The sequence below is a fragment of the Sphingomonas sp. ABOLE genome (genome assembly GCF_003950455.1).
GTDB classification, from domain to species: domain Bacteria; phylum Pseudomonadota; class Alphaproteobacteria; order Sphingomonadales; family Sphingomonadaceae; genus Sphingomonas; species Sphingomonas trueperi.
Window position 1 is genome coordinate 59,977 of sequence record NZ_QQWY01000017.1, and the last position, 18,390, is coordinate 78,366.

An 18,390-nucleotide genomic window follows, 5' to 3' on the forward strand; every position below is an offset into this window, starting at 1 on the left:
GGACCCCCGCCATGGCCGACCCCAAGACCGCCGCTTCCCCGCTACCGCCGCTGCTCCTACTGCTGTCCGTCACCACCGGGCTGGTGGATGCGGTGAGCGTGCTCGGGTTGGGCAAGGTGTTCACCGCCAACATGACCGGGAACATCGTATTCCTCGGCTTCGCGGCGGCGGGCACGCCGGGCTTCACCATCGCGCCCTATATCGTGGCGCTGGCATCCTTCCTGGTCGGCGCGTTGGTGGCGGGCAAGGTTGGCGCGCATCTCGCCGGGCAGCCGCTGCGGCGCTGGCTGGTGCTGGCAGCGGTGACCGAGGCGGCGCTTTTCGGCGTGGCCGCGGGCGTCGCCGCCTGGGCCGGCGCGATGGGCATCCTGCCGGAGACCTGCGTGTTCGCGATCATCGCCTTGACCGCGATCGCGATGGGCTTCCGCAACGCCACGATCCGCCAGCTCAAGGTGCCCGACATCACCACCACCGTACTCACCCTGACGCTCACCGGCATCGCCGCCGATTCGCACTTCGCCGGCGGACGCAACCCCAATATCGGGCGGCGGCTTGCGGCGGTGGTGGCGATCCTGCTCGGCGCGTTCCTCGGCGCGGTACTGGTCAACCGCTACGGCCTGGCGATTCCGCTGCTGGTGGCGGGGCTTACCGTGTTGGTCGGCACGCTCGCCTGTGTGCGCCATCCGATCGCTGCCGAGCCGTTGCGGCCCTGATCGTCCGCACCCCTTTGACAGCCCGGCGATCGCTCCCTATCGGCCAGCCATGACGCTCCAGCACACCGACTCCATCCTGATCGTCGATTTCGGCAGCCAGGTGACCCAGCTGATCGCCCGCCGCGTTCGCGAAGCCGGGGTCTATTCCGAGATCGCCCCCTTCACCACCGCCGCCGAGGCCTTTGCCCGGATGCAGCCCAAGGGCATCATCCTCTCCGGCTCGCCCGCCTCGGTCCTCGACGAGGGCAGCCCCCGCGTCCCGCAGGAGATCTTCGACAGTGGCCTGCCGGTGCTGGGCATCTGCTACGGCGAGCAGGTGATGATGCACCAACTGGGCGGCCAGGTGGTGCTGGGCGACAGCGGCGAGTTCGGCCGCGCCTTTATCGAGATCGCCGATGGCTGTGCGCTGTTCGACGGCCTGTGGCAGACCGGCGAAACCCACCAGGTGTGGATGAGCCATGGCGACAAGGTGGCGAACCTGGCCCCGGGCTTCCGCCCGGTCGCGGCGAGCCCCGGCGCACCCTATGCGGTGATCGCCAATGACGAGCGGCGCTATTATGCGATGCAGTTCCATCCGGAAGTCGTCCACACCCCCGACGGCGCCAAGCTGCTGGCGAACTTCGTGCGCCATGTCTGCGGCCTGTCGGGCGACTGGACCATGGCCGAGTTCCGCGCCGCCAAGATCGCCGAGATCCGCGCGCAGGTGGGCGACGGCAAGGTGATTTGCGGCCTGTCGGGCGGCGTCGATTCCGCGGTGGCTGCGGTGCTGATCCACGAGGCGATCGGTGACCAGCTGACCTGCGTGTTCGTCGACCATGGCCTGATGCGCGCCGGCGAGGCCGATCAGGTCGTCACCATGTTCCGCGAGCATTACCATATCCCGCTCGTCCATGTGGACGCGGAGGAACTATTCCTCGGCGGCCTCGCCGGCGTCACCGACCCCGAGGCGAAGCGCAAGTTCATCGGCAAGACCTTCATCGACGTGTTCGAGGCCGAGGCGAAGAAGATCGGCGGCGCCGATTTCCTGGCGCAGGGCACGCTGTACCCGGACGTGATCGAGAGCGTCAGCTTCACCGGCGGCCCGTCGGTGACGATCAAAAGCCACCACAATGTCGGTGGCCTGCCGGCGCGGATGAACATGCAGCTGGTCGAGCCGCTGCGCGAGCTGTTCAAGGACGAGGTCCGCGCGCTGGGCCGCGAGCTTGGGCTGCCGGACGTGTTCGTCGGCCGCCATCCGTTCCCGGGGCCCGGCCTGGCGATCCGCATCCCCGGCGAGGTCACCAAGGAACGCTGCGACATCCTGCGCAAGGCCGACGCGATCTATCTCGAGGAGATCCGCAATGCCGGGCTCTACGACGCGATCTGGCAGGCCTTCGCGGTGCTCACCCCGGTGCGCAGCGTCGGCGTGATGGGCGACGGCCGCACCTATGACAGCGTGCTGGCGCTGCGTGCGGTGACCTCGATCGACGGCATGACCGCCGAGGCCTTCGAATTCCCCGCCGGCTTCCTCCCGCGGGTGGCGACGCGCATCGTCAACGAGGTGCGCGGCGTGAACCGGGTGACCTACGACTATACGAGCAAGCCGCCCGGGACGATCGAGTGGGAATGAGGCTGCTTCTGGCGCTAGCTGAAAATCAAGCGATGTGTCCGAAAAATCCTGTAGTTCTCTGAAACTAGCAGAGGCAACCGCACGGCTAATTGAAGCGATCTATCTGCCCCTTTCAGGAGCCTCGGCAGGTATTTTGCAATGCAATTATTGGTGGAGGCGCACTACTGCAGAGGATGTGTTTGAGTCGACTCGGCAGGTCACAGTGACGACTCTTTGACTGCGACCTTCGTTCCGAAGGTCGCAGTCGTGACTCCGCTCGTGGTGAAGTTGGAGACTGAAAACGCTGCGATGCACGGGTGCGGCGTTGCCAGAAGGGCATTTGTCCGTCCTTGCCGCGGAAGCTGATTGTAGCTCGGTAGACAGCACATCGCGCGGCGCCAAATCTAGATCGGCTATCGCCGGCCATCACGCCTTTTTCGTTCAGCGTGGAGTTTGGTTACTGCGGCCGTAACTACGAACATATTGGAGTATATCAACAAAAATATCTAACCTCCCAATTTGTGGGGAAGTTATCGACACTGGAGGGGCAGTGGTCGACGACGCGTATAGTCGTTGTATCGCTCGGGATATTGCTGCCGCAGCCGGCGATGGGGCAATCGGCCGGTCAGGTCGATCGCGAAGCGCAACGCATTCTTGAGCAGCAACAGCAGCAGGCGCGCGATCGCGCCGAACAATTTGAACAGTCGCGCTCCCGGCCTCCCGCTGGCGGCACCATCGAGTCCCAAATCGCCCCGGTGGCGGACAATGGGAGCTGCGTAGCGGTTCGCAATGTGCGCCTTGCCGGTGCCGACCGATACCGCGCCGGGACCTTCGAGGACGCGCTCGGTACGCTCCGCGGCGACTGCGTTACGATCGGCGCGATCGACGGCGTGCTGCGCGCGATCACCGATCGCTATGTACATGACGGCTTCGTGACGAGCCGCGCGGTGGTCGGGCCGCAGGATCTGAAATCGGGCATCCTCACCATCACCGTCATCGAAGGGCGTCTCGGCGGGCTCAAGGGCGCGGGGAGCGGCAAGCGTTATGGCGGCAGCGAGATCGCTGCGGCATTTCCCGCCCGGCCAGGCGGTCGGCTGAACCTTCGCGCACTGGAGCAGGGTGTCGACCAGCTCGGCCGCATGGCCAAGGGGGATCCCAAGATCGACATTGCAGCCGGCGATACGCCCGGCACCAGCGTTGTCCTGGTCACCCGCCAGCCACTGGCGCGCTGGATACGGCCCTCGGTTTCGATCAACAACGAAGGTGCTGCCAGCACCGGACGCTGGCAGGCGACCAAGAGCCTCGACATGGATTCGCTGCTCGGCATCGCCGATAGCTGGTTGCTCTATCACCAGGGTGCCGCCAGCGACGATGGCGAGCGGCGCAACCTGGCTTATGGCGGCTTCGTATCGCTGCCGCATGGTTGGTGGACGCTGTCGCTGTCGAGCGGCTTTTCCAGCTATGGGTCGGTGTTGTCGGGGAACGGGCTGCGCTTCGCGACGCGCGGCCGCACCTATACCGGTGCGGCGACGCTCGAGCGGATGGTGTTCCGCGATGCCAAGACCAAGTTCTCGCTCACCGGCGGGCTGGCGCTGCTCGACACGCGCAACTTCGTCCAGGGCATTGCGCTGCAGTCCAGCAGCTACCGCATTGTGACCGGCACGCTGGGCGCGCGCTGGCAGCGGCGGCTGGCCAGGACCCAGCTGAGCCTCTCCGAGGGTTATGACCAGGGGCTGGGGCTGCTCGATGCGCACACGGTCGACACCGGACCCGGGGGCGCCACCGGACGCTACCACCGGGTGACTCTCGACGCGGCGGCGCAGACGCCGCTGACGATTGGCCCGTCCCGGCTCACCAATACGCTGGTGCTTCGCGGGCAATGGGGGTTCGACAACCTGTTCCCCGCTAATCGCTTCAGCCTGGGCGGCAGCTCCACCGTGCGCGGCTTCCGCGACGACGGCATTTCCGGGCGAACCGGCGCGTCGCTGCGCGAGCAGCTCGGCTTCGGCATCGTCGATGTCCTCAAGGCGCAGCCGCATCTCGCCACCAGCTTCTCGGGTTATCTCGCCTATGACGTGGGCGGCATCCGCCCGGTCGCGGGCGACCCGTTCGAGCGCGGCCTGCTCCAGTCGATGAGCGCCGGGCTGATGGCGCGCAGCCGCCACGTCCAGGCCGAACTCACCGTGGCTGTGCCGGTCACCGCGCCCGCCTGGGTGCGCCATCCCCAGGCATTGTTCAGCTCCAGCATCAGGATCCTGCTGTGAAGACGATCGTCGCCCATACCGCTTCCGCCCGTGCACGCCGCGGCGCCCTGCGCACGCTGATCCTGGCGGCGCTTGCAACCTCCGCGCTTTCGCCGGCACGGGCGCAGACCAGCGCGCCCGTCGCGACGCCGCCGCTGCAGCCGGCCAACAGCCGCACCGGCCTCGACGTGACGCAGGCGGGCACGCCGATCGTCAACATCGCCACGCCCGATGCCAGCGGCACCTCGTACAACGTCTTCACGCGGATGTCGGTCGGCAAGGAAGGCCTGATCTTCGCCAACAGCCCGACGACGGGGAACAGCGCGATCGGCGGCTTTCTGATCGCCAACCCGAACCTGAAGGACGGCCGGTCGGCATCGCTGATCCTCAACGAAGTCACCGGCGGCGTGCGCACCACGCTGGCCGGGCCGATGGAGATTTTCGGACAGCGCGCGGCGCTGGTCATCGCCAATCCGACCGGCATCACCTGCGACGGCTGCGGCTTCATCAACACCAGCCGGGTGAGCCTGGCGGCGGCGAGCTTGCGCTTCGGCGCCGACGGGGCGTTCAGCGGCTTCCGCATCGCCGAGGGCAGCGACGTGACGGTGGAGGGCAAGGGGCTGCTCGGCGGCAATGTCGATTATTTCGACATCATCGCGGCGGCGACGCATATCAATGCCAGCCTCTATGCCAAGGACCTGCTGATCGCGAGCGGCAGCGGCACGGTCGACTATGCGAGCCGGACCGCCAATGCCGAAGGCGCGGGCGCGCGGACCGGCGTGGCGATCGACTCCTCGGTGCTCGGCGGCATGTACGCCAACCGCATCCGGCTGATCGGGACGGGGGCGGGGCTCGGCATCAACCTGCAGGGCACCGTCGCGGCGCTCGACGGCACGCTGACGATCACCAGCGACGGCGCGATCGCGCTTGCCGGGGCGACCGCCTCGGGCGACGCGACGATCGCCGCGCGGGGCGGCGGCGTGACGCTGTCGGGCCAGACCTATGCGGGCGGCGCGCTCAGCGTGACCGGGCAGGCGATCCGACAGCGCGGCGAGGTCGCCGGGGCGCTGGGCGCGGTGACGTTCAGCGCGGGCGGCGACGTCACACTCGATCCCGGCACCGGCATCTATGCGGGGCTCGACGCCAACGGTGCGCTCAGCGGGACCGGTGCGCTGTGGATCGACGCTGCAGGGACACTCGACCTCGGCACGGCGACATTGGCCTCGGGTGGTGCGTTGCGGCTCGACAGCGACAGCGTCCGGCAGGCGGCGGGCGGGCGGCTCGCCGGTGCCGCGGTTACCCTGCGGACGCGGGGAAGTCAGGCGCTGGGCGGCGCGGTGAGTGCCGCAGGCGACGTCGCCCTGGCCGGCAATGCCATCGACCTTAGCGGATCGCTGGTAGCGGGCGGCGCCGCGCGGTTGGCCGCGGCGCGTGAGCTTGCGATCGGCGGGCAGATCGGCACGAACGGGGCGCTCGCGCTGACGGCCGACACGCTGCGCATCGGCGGCAGCGTCGGCAGCAATGCCGATCTCACGCTCGGTGCCGCCAGCACGATCATCTCGACCGGCACGCTGCAGGCGCAAGGCGCGCTGCAGCTCACCGCGCCGTCGCTCCGCCTGTCGGGGACCACGGCCGCGGGCACGGGGCTGCGGATCACCGGTACCGACCTCGCGCTGTCCGGGTCGGCGACCAGTCTCCACGACATCGACGCGAACGTCACGATCCTGACCCTCGCCACCGGGGCGGTGCTGCAGAGCGCAGCCACGTCGCGGCTCGATCTGGGCCAGCTCGACAATGCCGGGCTGATCGCCAGCGACAAGGACCTCACGCTCGCGGCGACGGGTGCCGTCACCAATCCAGGCCAGATCGCGGCCGGCGGCGCGCTGCGCGTGTCGAGCGGCGCCGGGTTGGCCTCCACAGGGCTTCTCCAGAGCGGCGCTGCGCTCGACGTCCGGGCCGGCGGCGCGGCTACGCTGGCGGGTACCGTCTATGCAGGCGGCAGTGCCACGCTCGCTGCGGCGTCGCTGCAATCGGCGGCGGCACTGTCGGTGCAGGGCGCGCTCACCGTTGCGGCCTCCGGCGATGTGGCGCTCGCATCCGGTTCGACGACCTATGCCAAGGGCGGCATGGCGCTATCGGGCGCAAGTGTCTCGCTGTCGGGCGCGCTGCAGAGCGACGCGACGCTCGACATCCACGCGGCCCAGGCATTGGCGCTGGGCGGCCGCGTGAGCGCAAGCGGCGCGACCACGATCGATGCCGGGGCTGGGGCGGTGCTGAGCGGCACCCTGGCGAGCGGCGGCGCTCTGACGCTGAACGCTGCCACTGTCGCCATTCCCGGTCAGATCCTGGCCAACGACACCGTGGCGATCACTGCGGGGACCGACAATCTGAGCCTTGCCGGTACCATCTAGGCTGCGAAGGACGTAGCGCTCACCGCGGCGATGCGGCTGCGCATCGGGGCGGAAGCGCCGGTCGGCGGCGGCGCGGGGGGCACGCCGCCGGGCACCGTGCCCGGTAGCGGTGGCGCTGATGCCGGTAGCGGCGGCTCGGGCAGCGGGGGGGCTACTGGCGATAGCGGCACCGGCACGACCACGCCGCCCGCATCCGCCACGCCAACTGGCGATGTTGCACTCAATCTGCCGTCGATCGGTGCCACCACTGCGCCATCCGCGGGATCGCTTGCGTCGAGCGGCGCCGTCACGCTGACGGCCGACGAGATCGAGATTGCCGGTACGGTCGCAGCAAAGGGCGACCTCACCGCGCTTGCCGCGCACGTTCTGACGGTGCGCGGCACCGCCTGGAGCGACGGCGCGCTCACCGCCCAAGCGGGGTCGCTGCAGGTCGGTTCGCTCGCCAGCCTGGCGGCGGCGGGTCCGGTTGCGATCACGGTGCAGGACGATCTCGCCAATCTCGGCACGATTTCGTCGAACGGCGGCCCCCTGTTGCTGGGCGTGGGTGGCGCCTTCAGCAATGCGGGCACGCTTTCCGCCAAGACCGGGCTGCAGGTGCAGGTCGCGGGCGATGTGCTGTCCTCGGGCACCTTTTCCGGCGGATCGTTCAAGCTCGACGCGCGCGACGTGACGCTCACCGGCGCAACGGTCGGCACCGGCGGCGTGGCGATCACCGGTCGGACGCTGCTGCTTGGCGTCGGCAGCGACACCCAGAGCGGCGGTGCGCTGGCGCTCACCAGCAGCGGTGCGACCACCGTCGGCGGCAAGCTGCTCGCCACCGGCGCCTTGTCGATCGACGCGACCGGCTCACTGGCGATCGGCGCCGCTGCGGACATCGAGGCGGGCGGCACGGCGCGCTTCCATTCGCTCGACGCGCTGACCGGCGCGGCCGACAGCAGGATCGCCGCCAACGGCGCGCTGAGCCTTACCGGCACGACGTTGGCGCTTGCGGGAATAATCGCGGGCAACGGTACCCTCGACCTCTCGGCCGGCGACGCAATGACGCTGTCGGGGACGACCACTGCGCTGGGCGACATCACCGCCTCGGCAGGTGCGAGCGACATCGCCGGAAGCCTGGCCAGTGCGGGCAAACTCAGCCTCACCGCCGGGGCGACGGTGCTTCGCGCGGGCTCAACCGTCCAGGCGTCGGGTGCGCTCGCTCTTTCTGCGACCTCGCTCGCGGCGAACGGCACGCTGCTGGCCGGGGGCAAGCTCGCGCTCACCGGCACCGGCGACCTGCATCTCGCGGGCACCATTGCGGCCGGGTCGATCGACGCGCAGGGGCAGGTGACCAGCGTCGGCGACCTGTCGATCCGAGCGGGCGGGGCGTTGCAGCTTGCCGCCGTGTCGAACGCCACGGGCGCCGTCGACCTCGCCGGGCAGGAGGTGACGCTGGGCGGCACGCTCGTGGCGCTGCGCGGCGACGCGGCGACGCTCAGCACCACCGGCGATGCCAAGGCCAATGGCGGCGTGATCCTGGCCGCGCTGGGCGATGCGACGCTGGGCGGCACGGTCACCGGCCTGGGCGGCATCGACGTGACGAGCGGCGGAACGCTCGTGCAGAGTGCGGCGCTCGCCTCCAACGTCGGGCTGCGATTGTCGGCGGCAGGCATGCTCAGCCATGGCGGGACCAGCAGCGCGCTGGGGGATGTCGCGCTGCAGGGCGGCGGGCTGTCGCTGGGCGGCATGATCCGCGGCAACGGCCTCGTGTCGCTGGCCAGCACCAGCGGGGATATCGCGCTGCTCCAGGGTGGACAGGTCTCGGCGCAGCGTGTCGAGCTGCGCTCGGCGAACGCGGTCACGGTGGCCGGGGCGCTCGCCGCCGCGCAATCGCTCACCGCCGAAAGCGTGGGCGCCTTCACCGTGCAGGCGCAGGGCGTGCTGCAGGCAGGTACCAGCGCGGCGGACGGGCAGGTGACCGGGATCGGTGCGATGACGCTCACCGCGGGTGGCGCATTCACCCATGCCGGGGCGATCGGCGCGACCGGCGCACTCGCGCTCAACGCGCAGCAGCTGTCGAGCAGCGGCACCTTGTCGGCGGGCGCGGACATGGCGCTGATCGCGGACAGCGGCACGATCGGCGGCAGCCTGGTCGGTCTCGGCGCGGTGTCGGTCCGCTCGACGGCGGGCGGGCTCGATCTCACCGGTACAATCGAAGCGCGGAACGTCGACGTCTCGTCGACCGGCGGCGATCTGAGCTTGGGCGTCGCGTCGCGCATCACCGCCTATGGCACGGGCAGCGATGGCCTGCTCACCCTGTCGAGCAGCGGCGCGATCGGCGCGGTGGGCGTGCTCGCCGCCAACAACGACGTGTCGATCACGACGGTCGGAGATCTCCATCTCGGCGCCGATCGCACCGGTGCCGATGCGGCGCGGACGCTGTCGACGCTGGGGGCGGTGACGCTCCGCGCGGGCGGCGCGCTGGTCAATGACGGCAGCGTCGCGGCGGGGCGCAGCCTGTCGCTGACCGCGCAACGCCTGAACAGCACCAATCTGTCGGCGGGCGAGGGGATCGTCGTCGATATCGCCGGCGCGGCCACGCTGGGCGGCCTCACCAGCGCGCGCGACGTCGCGCTGACCGCGGGCGGCGATGTCGCGCTGCTGCACGGCGCCAGGCTCGAGACGCTGGGCGATCTTCGCCTGTCGGCGGGTGGCGCGCTCGGCAACGATGGCGCCATCACCGCGGGATCGACGGTAGCGGGTGCGCCCGTGGGCAACATTGCGCTGACCAGCGTTGGTGCGCTGACCTCCACCGGCGCGATCGTGGCGAACAACGGCGCCGTTACGCTGGCTGGCGCAAGCGTCGCACTGGGCGGCGAGCTTGATCGGGGCGGCGGCGTCTATGCGGCGGGTGCGCTGACGCTGAACACGGCCGCGGCAACGCTGCTCGACGGCGGCCAGGCCATCACCAATGCGGACTTCCGCTACACGGGCACCAGCCTGACGCTGGGCGCCGGAACCCTGCTCCAGTCGAACCGGAACCTCTCGGTCGCGCTGAACGGTGGCGGCTATCGCTCGGGCGGCAGTCTCGTCGCGCTGGGCGACCTGACGCTCGGCGTGGCCGGGGGCGGCATCGACAATCTCGCCGGCAGCGGCATCTTTGCCGGCGGCTCGGGCGCGAGTGCGGGCGGCGGCTCGCTGACGCTCAGCGCCGATGCCATCGCCAACGCCGGTTCGATCGTCGCGACCGCCTCGGCGGGCGGGGTGGGGGGCGACGCGACGCTGCGCGCTGCGACACTGACTGCCGGTGGTCTGCTCCATGCCGACCGCACGCTCGGGGTGACCGCGAGCAACGTAACCATTACCGGCACGGCCGAGGCGGGCGGGGCAATCAACTGGTCGATCCCGGCGCTTACCGTGGCGAGCGGCGGCAACCTCAAGAGCGTCGGCAACGTAACGCTCTCCGGCGCCAGCTTCTCCAACGCCGGTACGGTCGCAACGGGCGGGGCGCTGGCGATCACCACCAGCGGCGACCTCGCATCGTCCGGCATCTTCTCGGCACCAGGGGCGATCGATCTCTCCAGCGGTGGCAACGTCACCCTGGCCTCCGGCTCCCAGACCTGGGCGGGTGCGACACAGGCCACCCCGGCCATCGCCGGCGGCAATGTCAGCCTGCGCGCCGTAACGGTGGCGAGCCTCGGCACCCTTTCGGCAACCGGCGCGCTTGCGCTCACCGCGGACAGCGTGACGGTGGGCGGCGCCAACGTCGCCAATGGCAACCTTAGTCTGTCGAGCTTCCACGGCGGGGCACCCTCGCTGACGGTGAACGCCGGGGCAACGCTCGCCACCTATCTCGGCGATGCGACGCTCGGCAGCCTGGCGTCGTTGAACCTGCAGGGCGCGCTGACCGCGAGCAACGGCAGTGTCTCGTTCACCGCAGCCAACACCAGCATCGGCGCGAGCGGCCGGCTCGCCGCCGGGCGCGACGTGACGATCACTACCGCCGGCGGCGCGCTGTCGATCGAGGGGCAACTCGTCGCGAGCAACGACCTGAAGCTCGTCGACGGCACGCTAACGGTGGGGGCCGCCGGACTGGTGCAGGCCGGCCACGACGTCACCTTCACCAGCGGCAACGCTTTTGCAGGCAGCGACACGGCGAGCATCAATGGCATCGGTTATGCGGTGGACGGCATGCCGATCTCGGCGCGGATCGCGGGCAAGATCAGCGCGGGCAACAACCTCCTGATGACACTGCCCGGCGCGGTGATCGTCGATGGCTCGGCCCAGCTCGTCGCCACCAACAATCTCTCGCTGACCGCCGGCAATTTCCTGATCGGCGCACGTTATGTCGGCGACAGCGCGGGCAATGCCGTACAGATGGGGGTGATCGCCGGAGGCGACCTGAACCTCACCGCCGATGGCGGCGGGGTGGTGCTGGACGGTTCGGTGCAGGCGGGGCGTAGCCTCACCGTGGGCGCTGGCGGGGAGATCCGGTCGACCAGCGCCGCGCAGTTCGTCGCGGGCACCAGCCTGTCGCTGACGGGCTCGACGCTGAACCTCGCCGGGTACAATTCGGGTCAGAGCCTGGTGTCGCTGCGCGCGGGTGGCGACATCACCTTGTCGGGCGCGACCGCATCCAACGGACGCGTGACGATCGCGGCAGGCACGGCGACGGTGACGGGCAGCGGCTCGATCACGGTGCGCGGCGGTGCGGGCAACACGACCGGCGTCGGCCGCGACATCGGCGGCTCGGCGAACCTCGACATCCAGACCGGCGGCAGCTTCACCAACCAGGGCAGCCTGTGGTCCGACGGGGTGGTGTTCCTCAAGTCCGCCGGCGGCAGCATCGTCAACGACGCCCGCGGCGCCAATGGCGGGATCACCGCCGCGACCGTCGTCACCCAAACTGATGCGGGCGCCTTCGTCAACAGCGCAGGCGCGTTCAAGGCGGACAATGCCGGCCTGTTCCTCGGCGGCGACTTCAACAACAGCGGCAGCTTCGCGCCCTCGGGCAATTACTGGATCAGCGCTGCGAATATCAGCAATTCGGGCCTGCTGGCGACCTCGGGCAACCTGACGCTGCAGGCGGCGGGATCGCTGTACAACGTCGGCACCATCTATGCAGGCAACCGCCTGACGCTCACCGCCGGCGGCGCGCTGACCAACGACTATGTCGGCGACAACCAGGGCAATGGCAGCCACGGCCTGATCCTGGCGCAGAGCGACATCACGATCACCGCGCATGATGTGGCGAACCTGTCGGCGACGATTCAGTCGCTGGGGGGCGGGGTGCAGATCGCGCTGACCGGCGGTTCGTTGAGCAACGTAATCAAGAACTTCTCTCTGACTGGCGGTGGAGCAGGTGGAGATGTCGAGCTCTACGAGAACGGGATCTACATGGCGGAATGGACTGCCATGTACAGGAAGTACGGAAGCTCGACCTGGAGGGAGATGGTCGGGGCTGAAGACGTCAGTTCAGTTCAGGATGGCGGGGATACACTCGTTGTAACGACGACATTTCCCGATGCCGGCGGCGGCGCATCTGGGCATACGTTCGTCAAGAAATACAAGGCGTCTGAGAATGTTCTCAATTATATCACTGGGGCTTCTTCGATATCGGCTGCATCAAACATCAGCATCAATGGCGGTCGAGATGTAACTAATCAAAATTCGAGCATATTGGCAGGCGGGAACATCAGCATTTCCGCATCTGGCACCGTAAGCAACATCAGCGATCTTCTCATCAAGGTTGCCGGAAATGGCAGCGCCCAAAATTCCATATTGTCTGGTGCGCCAACGGTAATCCGAGCCGGGGGTGTTGTCGCAGTGAACGCGGGCGCGTTCGCGAACATCGCCAACAATCTCGTTGGCACCGACAGCTACACCGCGTCCCAGCTCGTCCAGCATGCCTCCCCTGGTGCGCCCGGAGCCGGGGCCCCAGGTACGGGCAGTGCCAGCAATGGCGCGTCTGCATCGGCGAGCGGCGCGGGCGGCGTCGCCGGCGGCGGCGGCGTTGCTGCCGGTGGCGGGTCCGCGGCGGGCCGCGGCGGTTCCGGCGGGATTGCCGGGAAGGGACAAGGCGGTCTCGCCTTCTCGGTGGCCGGGCTTGAGGGCGGTGGCAGTGTCGCCGCCGCGAGCCGGACGAAGGACGGCATGCAGGTCGGCAACCTCCCGGGCCTAGATCCGTCCGCGGGTGCCGGAGGGGACCTGTCCGGCCTCGGCACCGGCAACATCCAGGGCGCGCAGGTCGTCGGCCAGGTGCGTGATGGCGCGGGCGGCGTAGCGGCGATCGGGCTGGGAAGCCAGACGATCGGCGGCGGCACGCTCGGCAGCGGCGGAGCCGCCAGCGCGATACGGCCCGGTGCTTCGGCGATCGTCCCCGGTCTCGTCGCCGGGCTCAACGGCAGCGGCGCGCCGACGCTTGCCAACCAGGCGTTCGGCAGCTTCCTCGGCGGGTTCCTCGCCAGCTTCAACCTCACCGGCAATTCCCCCTCGCTGTTCACCTACAACACCAACCCGGCGTCCGGCCCGCTGTTCAGCAGCAACCCCGCGCTCTCGTCCGAAGCGGCGCTCTACGATTCCAAATGGTTCTTCGACCGGGTCTCGCCCGACCGTGCGACCACCTACACCCGGCTCGGCGACGGCTTCTTCGAAGCGCTGCTCGTCTCGCGCGAGGTGCAGGCGCAGAGCGGCCAGGCGCAGCTTTCGCAGTTCGGCTCGGCGCTCGACCAATATCAGGGCCTGCTCAAGAATGCCGAGAAGGCGCAGGCCGGGCTCGGCCTCCAGCTCGGCGTGGCGCTGACCGCCGAGCAGGTCGCCGCGCTCACCGAGCCGATGGTCTGGTACGTTCAGAGCAAGGTCGAGGGGCAGGACGTGCTCGTCCCCGTCGTCTATCTCGCCGCCAACGATGCCAAGGCGATATCGGGCGGCGCGCTGATCGCGGGCAGCAACGTCTCGATCACCGCCAGCGGCGGCATCACCAACAGCGGCACGCTGCAGGCCAAGGACATCGTGGCACTCGCGGCCAAGGGCGGGGACATCGTCAACGCCAGCGGCGCGACCATCGCCGGCGGCTCGGTGATCGCCGATGCCGCGCGCGACATCCTGCTCGCCGGGGGCAGCACGATCCGCGCCGATGCGGGCGTGACGCTCCAGGCCGGCCGCGATCTCGTTACCACCACCGTCTCCAGCACCAGCCACAGCGCGACCGCGAGCTATCAGGACAGCCGCCACTGGTCGAACAGCGCCACCACCACCGAGCAGATCACCGGCGCGACGATCGCCGCGGGCGGCAACCTGCTGCTCCAGGCCGGCGGCGACATGACGCTCACCACCGCGACGCTCAGCGCTGGGGGTACCGCCGCACTCGGCGCGGGCGGCAACCTGTCGCTCGGCGGCACCAGCGCGACGACCACGACCACCCAGTCCGAGCGCACCGGCAAATATACCAACGCCAGCAGCACCACGACCTCGACCGCGTTCGTGGGCACCAGCGTCACCGCGGCGGGCCCGCTGACGCTCGCCGCCGGTGCGGCGCTGACGATCACCGGCAGCACGGTGAAGACCACCGACAAGGCCACCGGCGACATCACCCTTTACGGCGGCCAGGGCGTTGCCATCGTCTCGGCCGAGGAGACCGCGTCGCTCGAAAAGCGCGCGCAGACCGGCAAGAAGAGCAACACCACCACCAGTGCGACCAGCACCACCAACCAGCTCTCGGCCATCGACGCGGCCGGCGACCTCACGCTCCTCAGCTCCGGTGCGGTGAACATCGCCGGCGCGACGGTGACCGCCGGCGGCGCGCTCGGCGTCGATGTCGGCAGCCTGACGCTGTCGGGTGTGGTGGACACGGTCGACGCCCGCGTCGACACCAGTTCGAAGAAGTCGGGCCTGTTCTCGTCCACCACCAAGCGCACCAGCACGACGACGCACGACGAGACCGCGGTCGCCTCCACCCTGTCCGGCGACACCGGCACGGTGACGGCGAGCGGCGCGGTGACGATCACCGGCGCCAACCTGGTCGCCTCCAACGGGCTGACGCTTGTCGCCGGCGGCCCGGTGACGATCGGAACGCTCGCCACCACCGATACCGAGCAGAGCAGCTCGTCGGTGAAGAAGAGCGGCTTCTCGCTGGGCGGCGGCGGGCTGTTCCTCGGCGTCGCCAAGACCAGCACCACCGGCAGCACGACCGACGTGACCCAGGTCGGATCGGTGGTCGGCACCCAGGCGGGCGACCTCGCGATCGTCTCGGGCGGAGCATTGGGGATCACCGGCAGCACGGTGGCGGCGGGCGGCGACGTGCTGCTCAAGGGCGCGTCGGTCGGCATCGCCAACGCGCTCGACGTGCGCGACACCACCCAGACCACCAAGACCTCGAGCGTGGGCGTCACCATCGGCGTGCAGAGCCAGCTGCTGCAGAGCGTCGGCAACCTCGCCGACATGGCGCAGCTCGCGACCAGCACCGGCAACGACCGCGTCGCTGCGGTGGCGGGGCTGGCCGGCGGCGTGGCGGCGGTCAACGCCTATGATGCCGGCAAGGACTTGGCGAGCACGATCAACAGCGGCCAAGGCAATCTCGGCATTTCGGTCGGCGCGACCTTCGGCATCTCCAAGTCGAGCTCGACCAATACCACGCACGACGAGACGGTGGTCGGCAGTGCGGTGAACGGCCGCGACGTGACGATCGTCGCCAACGGCACCGGCGCCAGCGGCACGATCGACGTGCGCGGCTCCACCGTCGACGCCAAGGGCAACCTCACCCTCGCGGCGAACGGCGCGATCACGCTGGCGGCAGCGACCGAGGAAGACCGCCAGAGCGGCAACGCCAAGAGCAGCGGCTTCACGCTGGGCGTCACCTCCGAGCTCAAGCTCAACAAGAATGGCGACAATGTTTCCGGTCTCGCCAAGCTGAGCCCGACCATCTCGGTGGGCCTCTCCTCGTCGAACAGCAACTACATGGGCACCCAGGTCACCAACGTCGAGAGCGTGCTGACCGCCGGCGGCACCGCGACGCTGGTGACGCCGGGCGCGCTGGGGCTGGACGGGGCGATCGTCTCGGGCGGGAAGGTGGTGGTCGATGCCGGCAGCCTGGCGATCGCCAGCCGGCAGGACACCAGCACCTACCAGTCCAGCTCGCACAGCGCCTCGGTGGGGGCGAGCTTCGCGTTCGGCACGGGGCAGGTCTCGGTCTCGGGCAATCTCTCGAACGGCAAGCAGAATGGCGACTTCGCCAGCGTGGTCGAGCAGGCGGGCATCTATGCCGGCGACCAGGGCTTTGCGATCAAAGTCGGGGGCGATACGTCGCTGATCGGCGCGGTGATCGCCAGCACGGCGGATCCTTCGAACAACAGCCTGACCACCGGCACGCTCCACGCCAGCGACCTCGAGAACCGGGAGACCTGGGACGCCAGCCAGACCTCGATCGGCGGCGGCATCGGTGGGATCAAGGCGGGCAAGGACGGGCAAGCCTCGCAGCAGGGCGCCACGCCGTTGCCGGGGCTGCCGATCAAGGGGTTGGGCACGGTGACCGCGACCCCGCCGATGGCGATGGGGGCGAGCGGCGACCAGTCCGGCACGACCTATTCGGCTATCGCGAACGGCACGATCACGATCACCTCGGGCGACGCCGCCAGCGCCGCGCTCGCCCAGACGATCCGCCGCGACACCAGCGGCGCCAATGCCGGCGCAGTCGTCCAGCAGTTCGACGAGGCCAAGCGCCAGGAAATCGCCCAGGGCTTCCAGGCGGCGCAGGCGTTGGCCGCGGAGACGACGGCGTTCCTGAGCCATCAGGCAGCCGAGGCCGAGAAATGGGCTGAAGAGCATCCGAACAGGGATCCCAAGTCCAACCCCTATGCGATCTGGGGTGCCGGTGGCGCCGGGCGGCTTGTGCTCACGGCGATCAACGGCGCTGCCGGATCGGACGTAAGCGGCTCGCTCACCAGCCTCGTGCAGGGAGCGGCGGTCAACGTGCTGCAGGGCCTGGCGACGAGCAAGGTCAAGGACATCGCCGACAAGCTCCATAGCGAAGAGGCCCGCGCCGCGCTGCAGGGACTGGTCGGCTGTGCCGGCAGCGCGGCCGGGGGCTCGGGCGACTGTGCTAGCGGAGCGATGGGCGCCGCGGCAGCGGTCGTGCTGAACGATCTTCTCAAGACCGGGAAGACGACCGCAACCGATAAGGACGGCAAGCAACTGACGCTCGCGGAGCAGCAGGCACGCGACAATCTGGTGGCGACGATCGTCGCAGCGGTCGCCTCCGCTGCGGGCTTGGACGCGCAGAGTGCCGTGACGTCGGCGCATCTCGAGACGCAGAACAACTCCACGACGACGCCAATGGGGCTCTATAGTCCTGACGGGAAGCATGGTCTTCCGGTTGCGGAGGTCTACGAAAAGGATCCAGCGTTCCGGGAAGCCGTGAACAAACTGGGCGGGCTGTCGGCGTTCGACAAGGTCAGCGCTTGTGCGAATGCCAAGGAAATGTGCACGCTGTCGTCCGATCAGCAGGCCGCGCTGGACGCTTATTCCCTGGGTAACCAGAATGTTGTGGGAAAGCAGCGGGAGGCAGAAGCGGCCGCCGCTCTGGCGAAGTTGGCATCCCTGGGCTTTACCCCGGCGCAAATCGAAGTTCTCGCTACGTCGCCTGGAAGTTCGTTCGTGGCTCGATACACGCCGCAATTGGGCGCGGCGATCAACGCCTTGACCAAGCTGAAGGGCCCCTATGGCAACGCGGCGATTGTAGGGGCAGGGCTCGCTTTGGGAGCAGCGTACCTCTACGTCGGGCTCAACACCCCGTCTTCGCCCAGCACGATGACGCCCGTCGATCCATCGGCGAAGCCAAACACGGAAACCCTGCCGGTAGCTACGCCGCTGCCCCCGCTGCAGGGCCGGCCGCCGATGCCGCCGCCCGATCTGCAGCTAGGTACGCCCATACCAAACCCGGACGACATCCGAACGCCACCGCTGGTGACGCCAATCCCGCCGCCGCCTCTGCCAGGATTTGAGCTTCCTGAGCCAGCGAACACTGGCGGAGCATATACGAATGTTGCACACAGCCAAGGTGACCTTCTTAGCGGGGGGGGCGTATACGGCCCAGGCAGGTTAGTTGGCTCAGTTGATGGATTAACTTCTGCAGAAAAATCTTTTGTGAATGATCTAATTGTCGCTGGGCGAACTGTAGAAATCATTCCTACATCAACGAATCGAACTGCCGACGTCATTATTGATGGGGTCAGTTATGAATTGAAGACGGTGAACAATATTGCTAATAAGACGATAGATGGTATCTCGAAATCTATATCAAGCACCATCATGGACGCGCGTGGCCAATCGGGTAACATAATTATAGATGCCCGCGGACAGGATGGAATGACGAAATATGTTGCATATCGTGCTATTGGCCGTGCTTATGGGGGCTGATCGGAAATTGAAGATACAAAATATCACCATTATTACTTCAGAAG

Annotated in this window: 6 protein-coding genes; 5 read left to right on the forward strand and 1 reads right to left on the reverse strand. The window is 68.6% G+C overall.

The window, feature by feature from the left end; translation table 11 throughout:
• The first annotated feature begins 11 nt into the window (after positions 1-11).
• Positions 12-713, forward strand: coding sequence for a YoaK family protein (locus CA234_RS12300; RefSeq protein ID WP_125972539.1), 702 nt, complete (start codon positions 12-14; stop codon positions 711-713).
• 49 nt (positions 714-762) lie between these two features.
• Positions 763-2,322 carry a glutamine-hydrolyzing GMP synthase gene (gene guaA / locus CA234_RS12305; RefSeq protein WP_125972541.1) on the forward strand — a complete coding sequence of 520 codons (1,560 nt, stop codon included), beginning with the start codon at positions 763-765 and terminating at the stop codon, positions 2,320-2,322.
• Between the two features lie 509 nt (positions 2,323-2,831).
• Here the strand turns inward: guaA and CA234_RS24370 are convergent.
• Positions 2,832-2,996, reverse strand: a complete 165-nt coding sequence (locus CA234_RS24370) for a hypothetical protein (protein WP_164521797.1) — start codon at positions 2,994-2,996, stop codon at positions 2,832-2,834.
• A 96-nt stretch (positions 2,997-3,092) separates the two neighbouring features.
• Here CA234_RS24370 and CA234_RS12310 point away from each other — a divergent pair, with 96 nt between their 5' ends.
• From CA234_RS12310 to CA234_RS12320, 3 genes are read left to right on the forward strand one after another with little or no spacing between them, the layout of a single operon-like run.
• Entirely contained in the window at positions 3,093-4,565 is a 1,473-nt protein-coding gene (locus CA234_RS12310) for a ShlB/FhaC/HecB family hemolysin secretion/activation protein (RefSeq protein WP_164521798.1), read from the forward strand.
• Complete coding sequence (locus CA234_RS12315; protein WP_126001818.1) at positions 4,562-6,955, forward strand: filamentous hemagglutinin N-terminal domain-containing protein; 2,394 nt, start codon at positions 4,562-4,564, stop codon at positions 6,953-6,955. The genes CA234_RS12310 and CA234_RS12315 overlap by 4 nt, the downstream gene beginning before the upstream one ends.
• A gap of 30 nt (positions 6,956-6,985) precedes the next feature.
• Complete coding sequence (locus CA234_RS12320; protein WP_126001819.1) at positions 6,986-18,346, forward strand: hemagglutinin repeat-containing protein; 11,361 nt, start codon at positions 6,986-6,988, stop codon at positions 18,344-18,346.
• Positions 18,347-18,390: the final 44 nt, after the last annotated feature.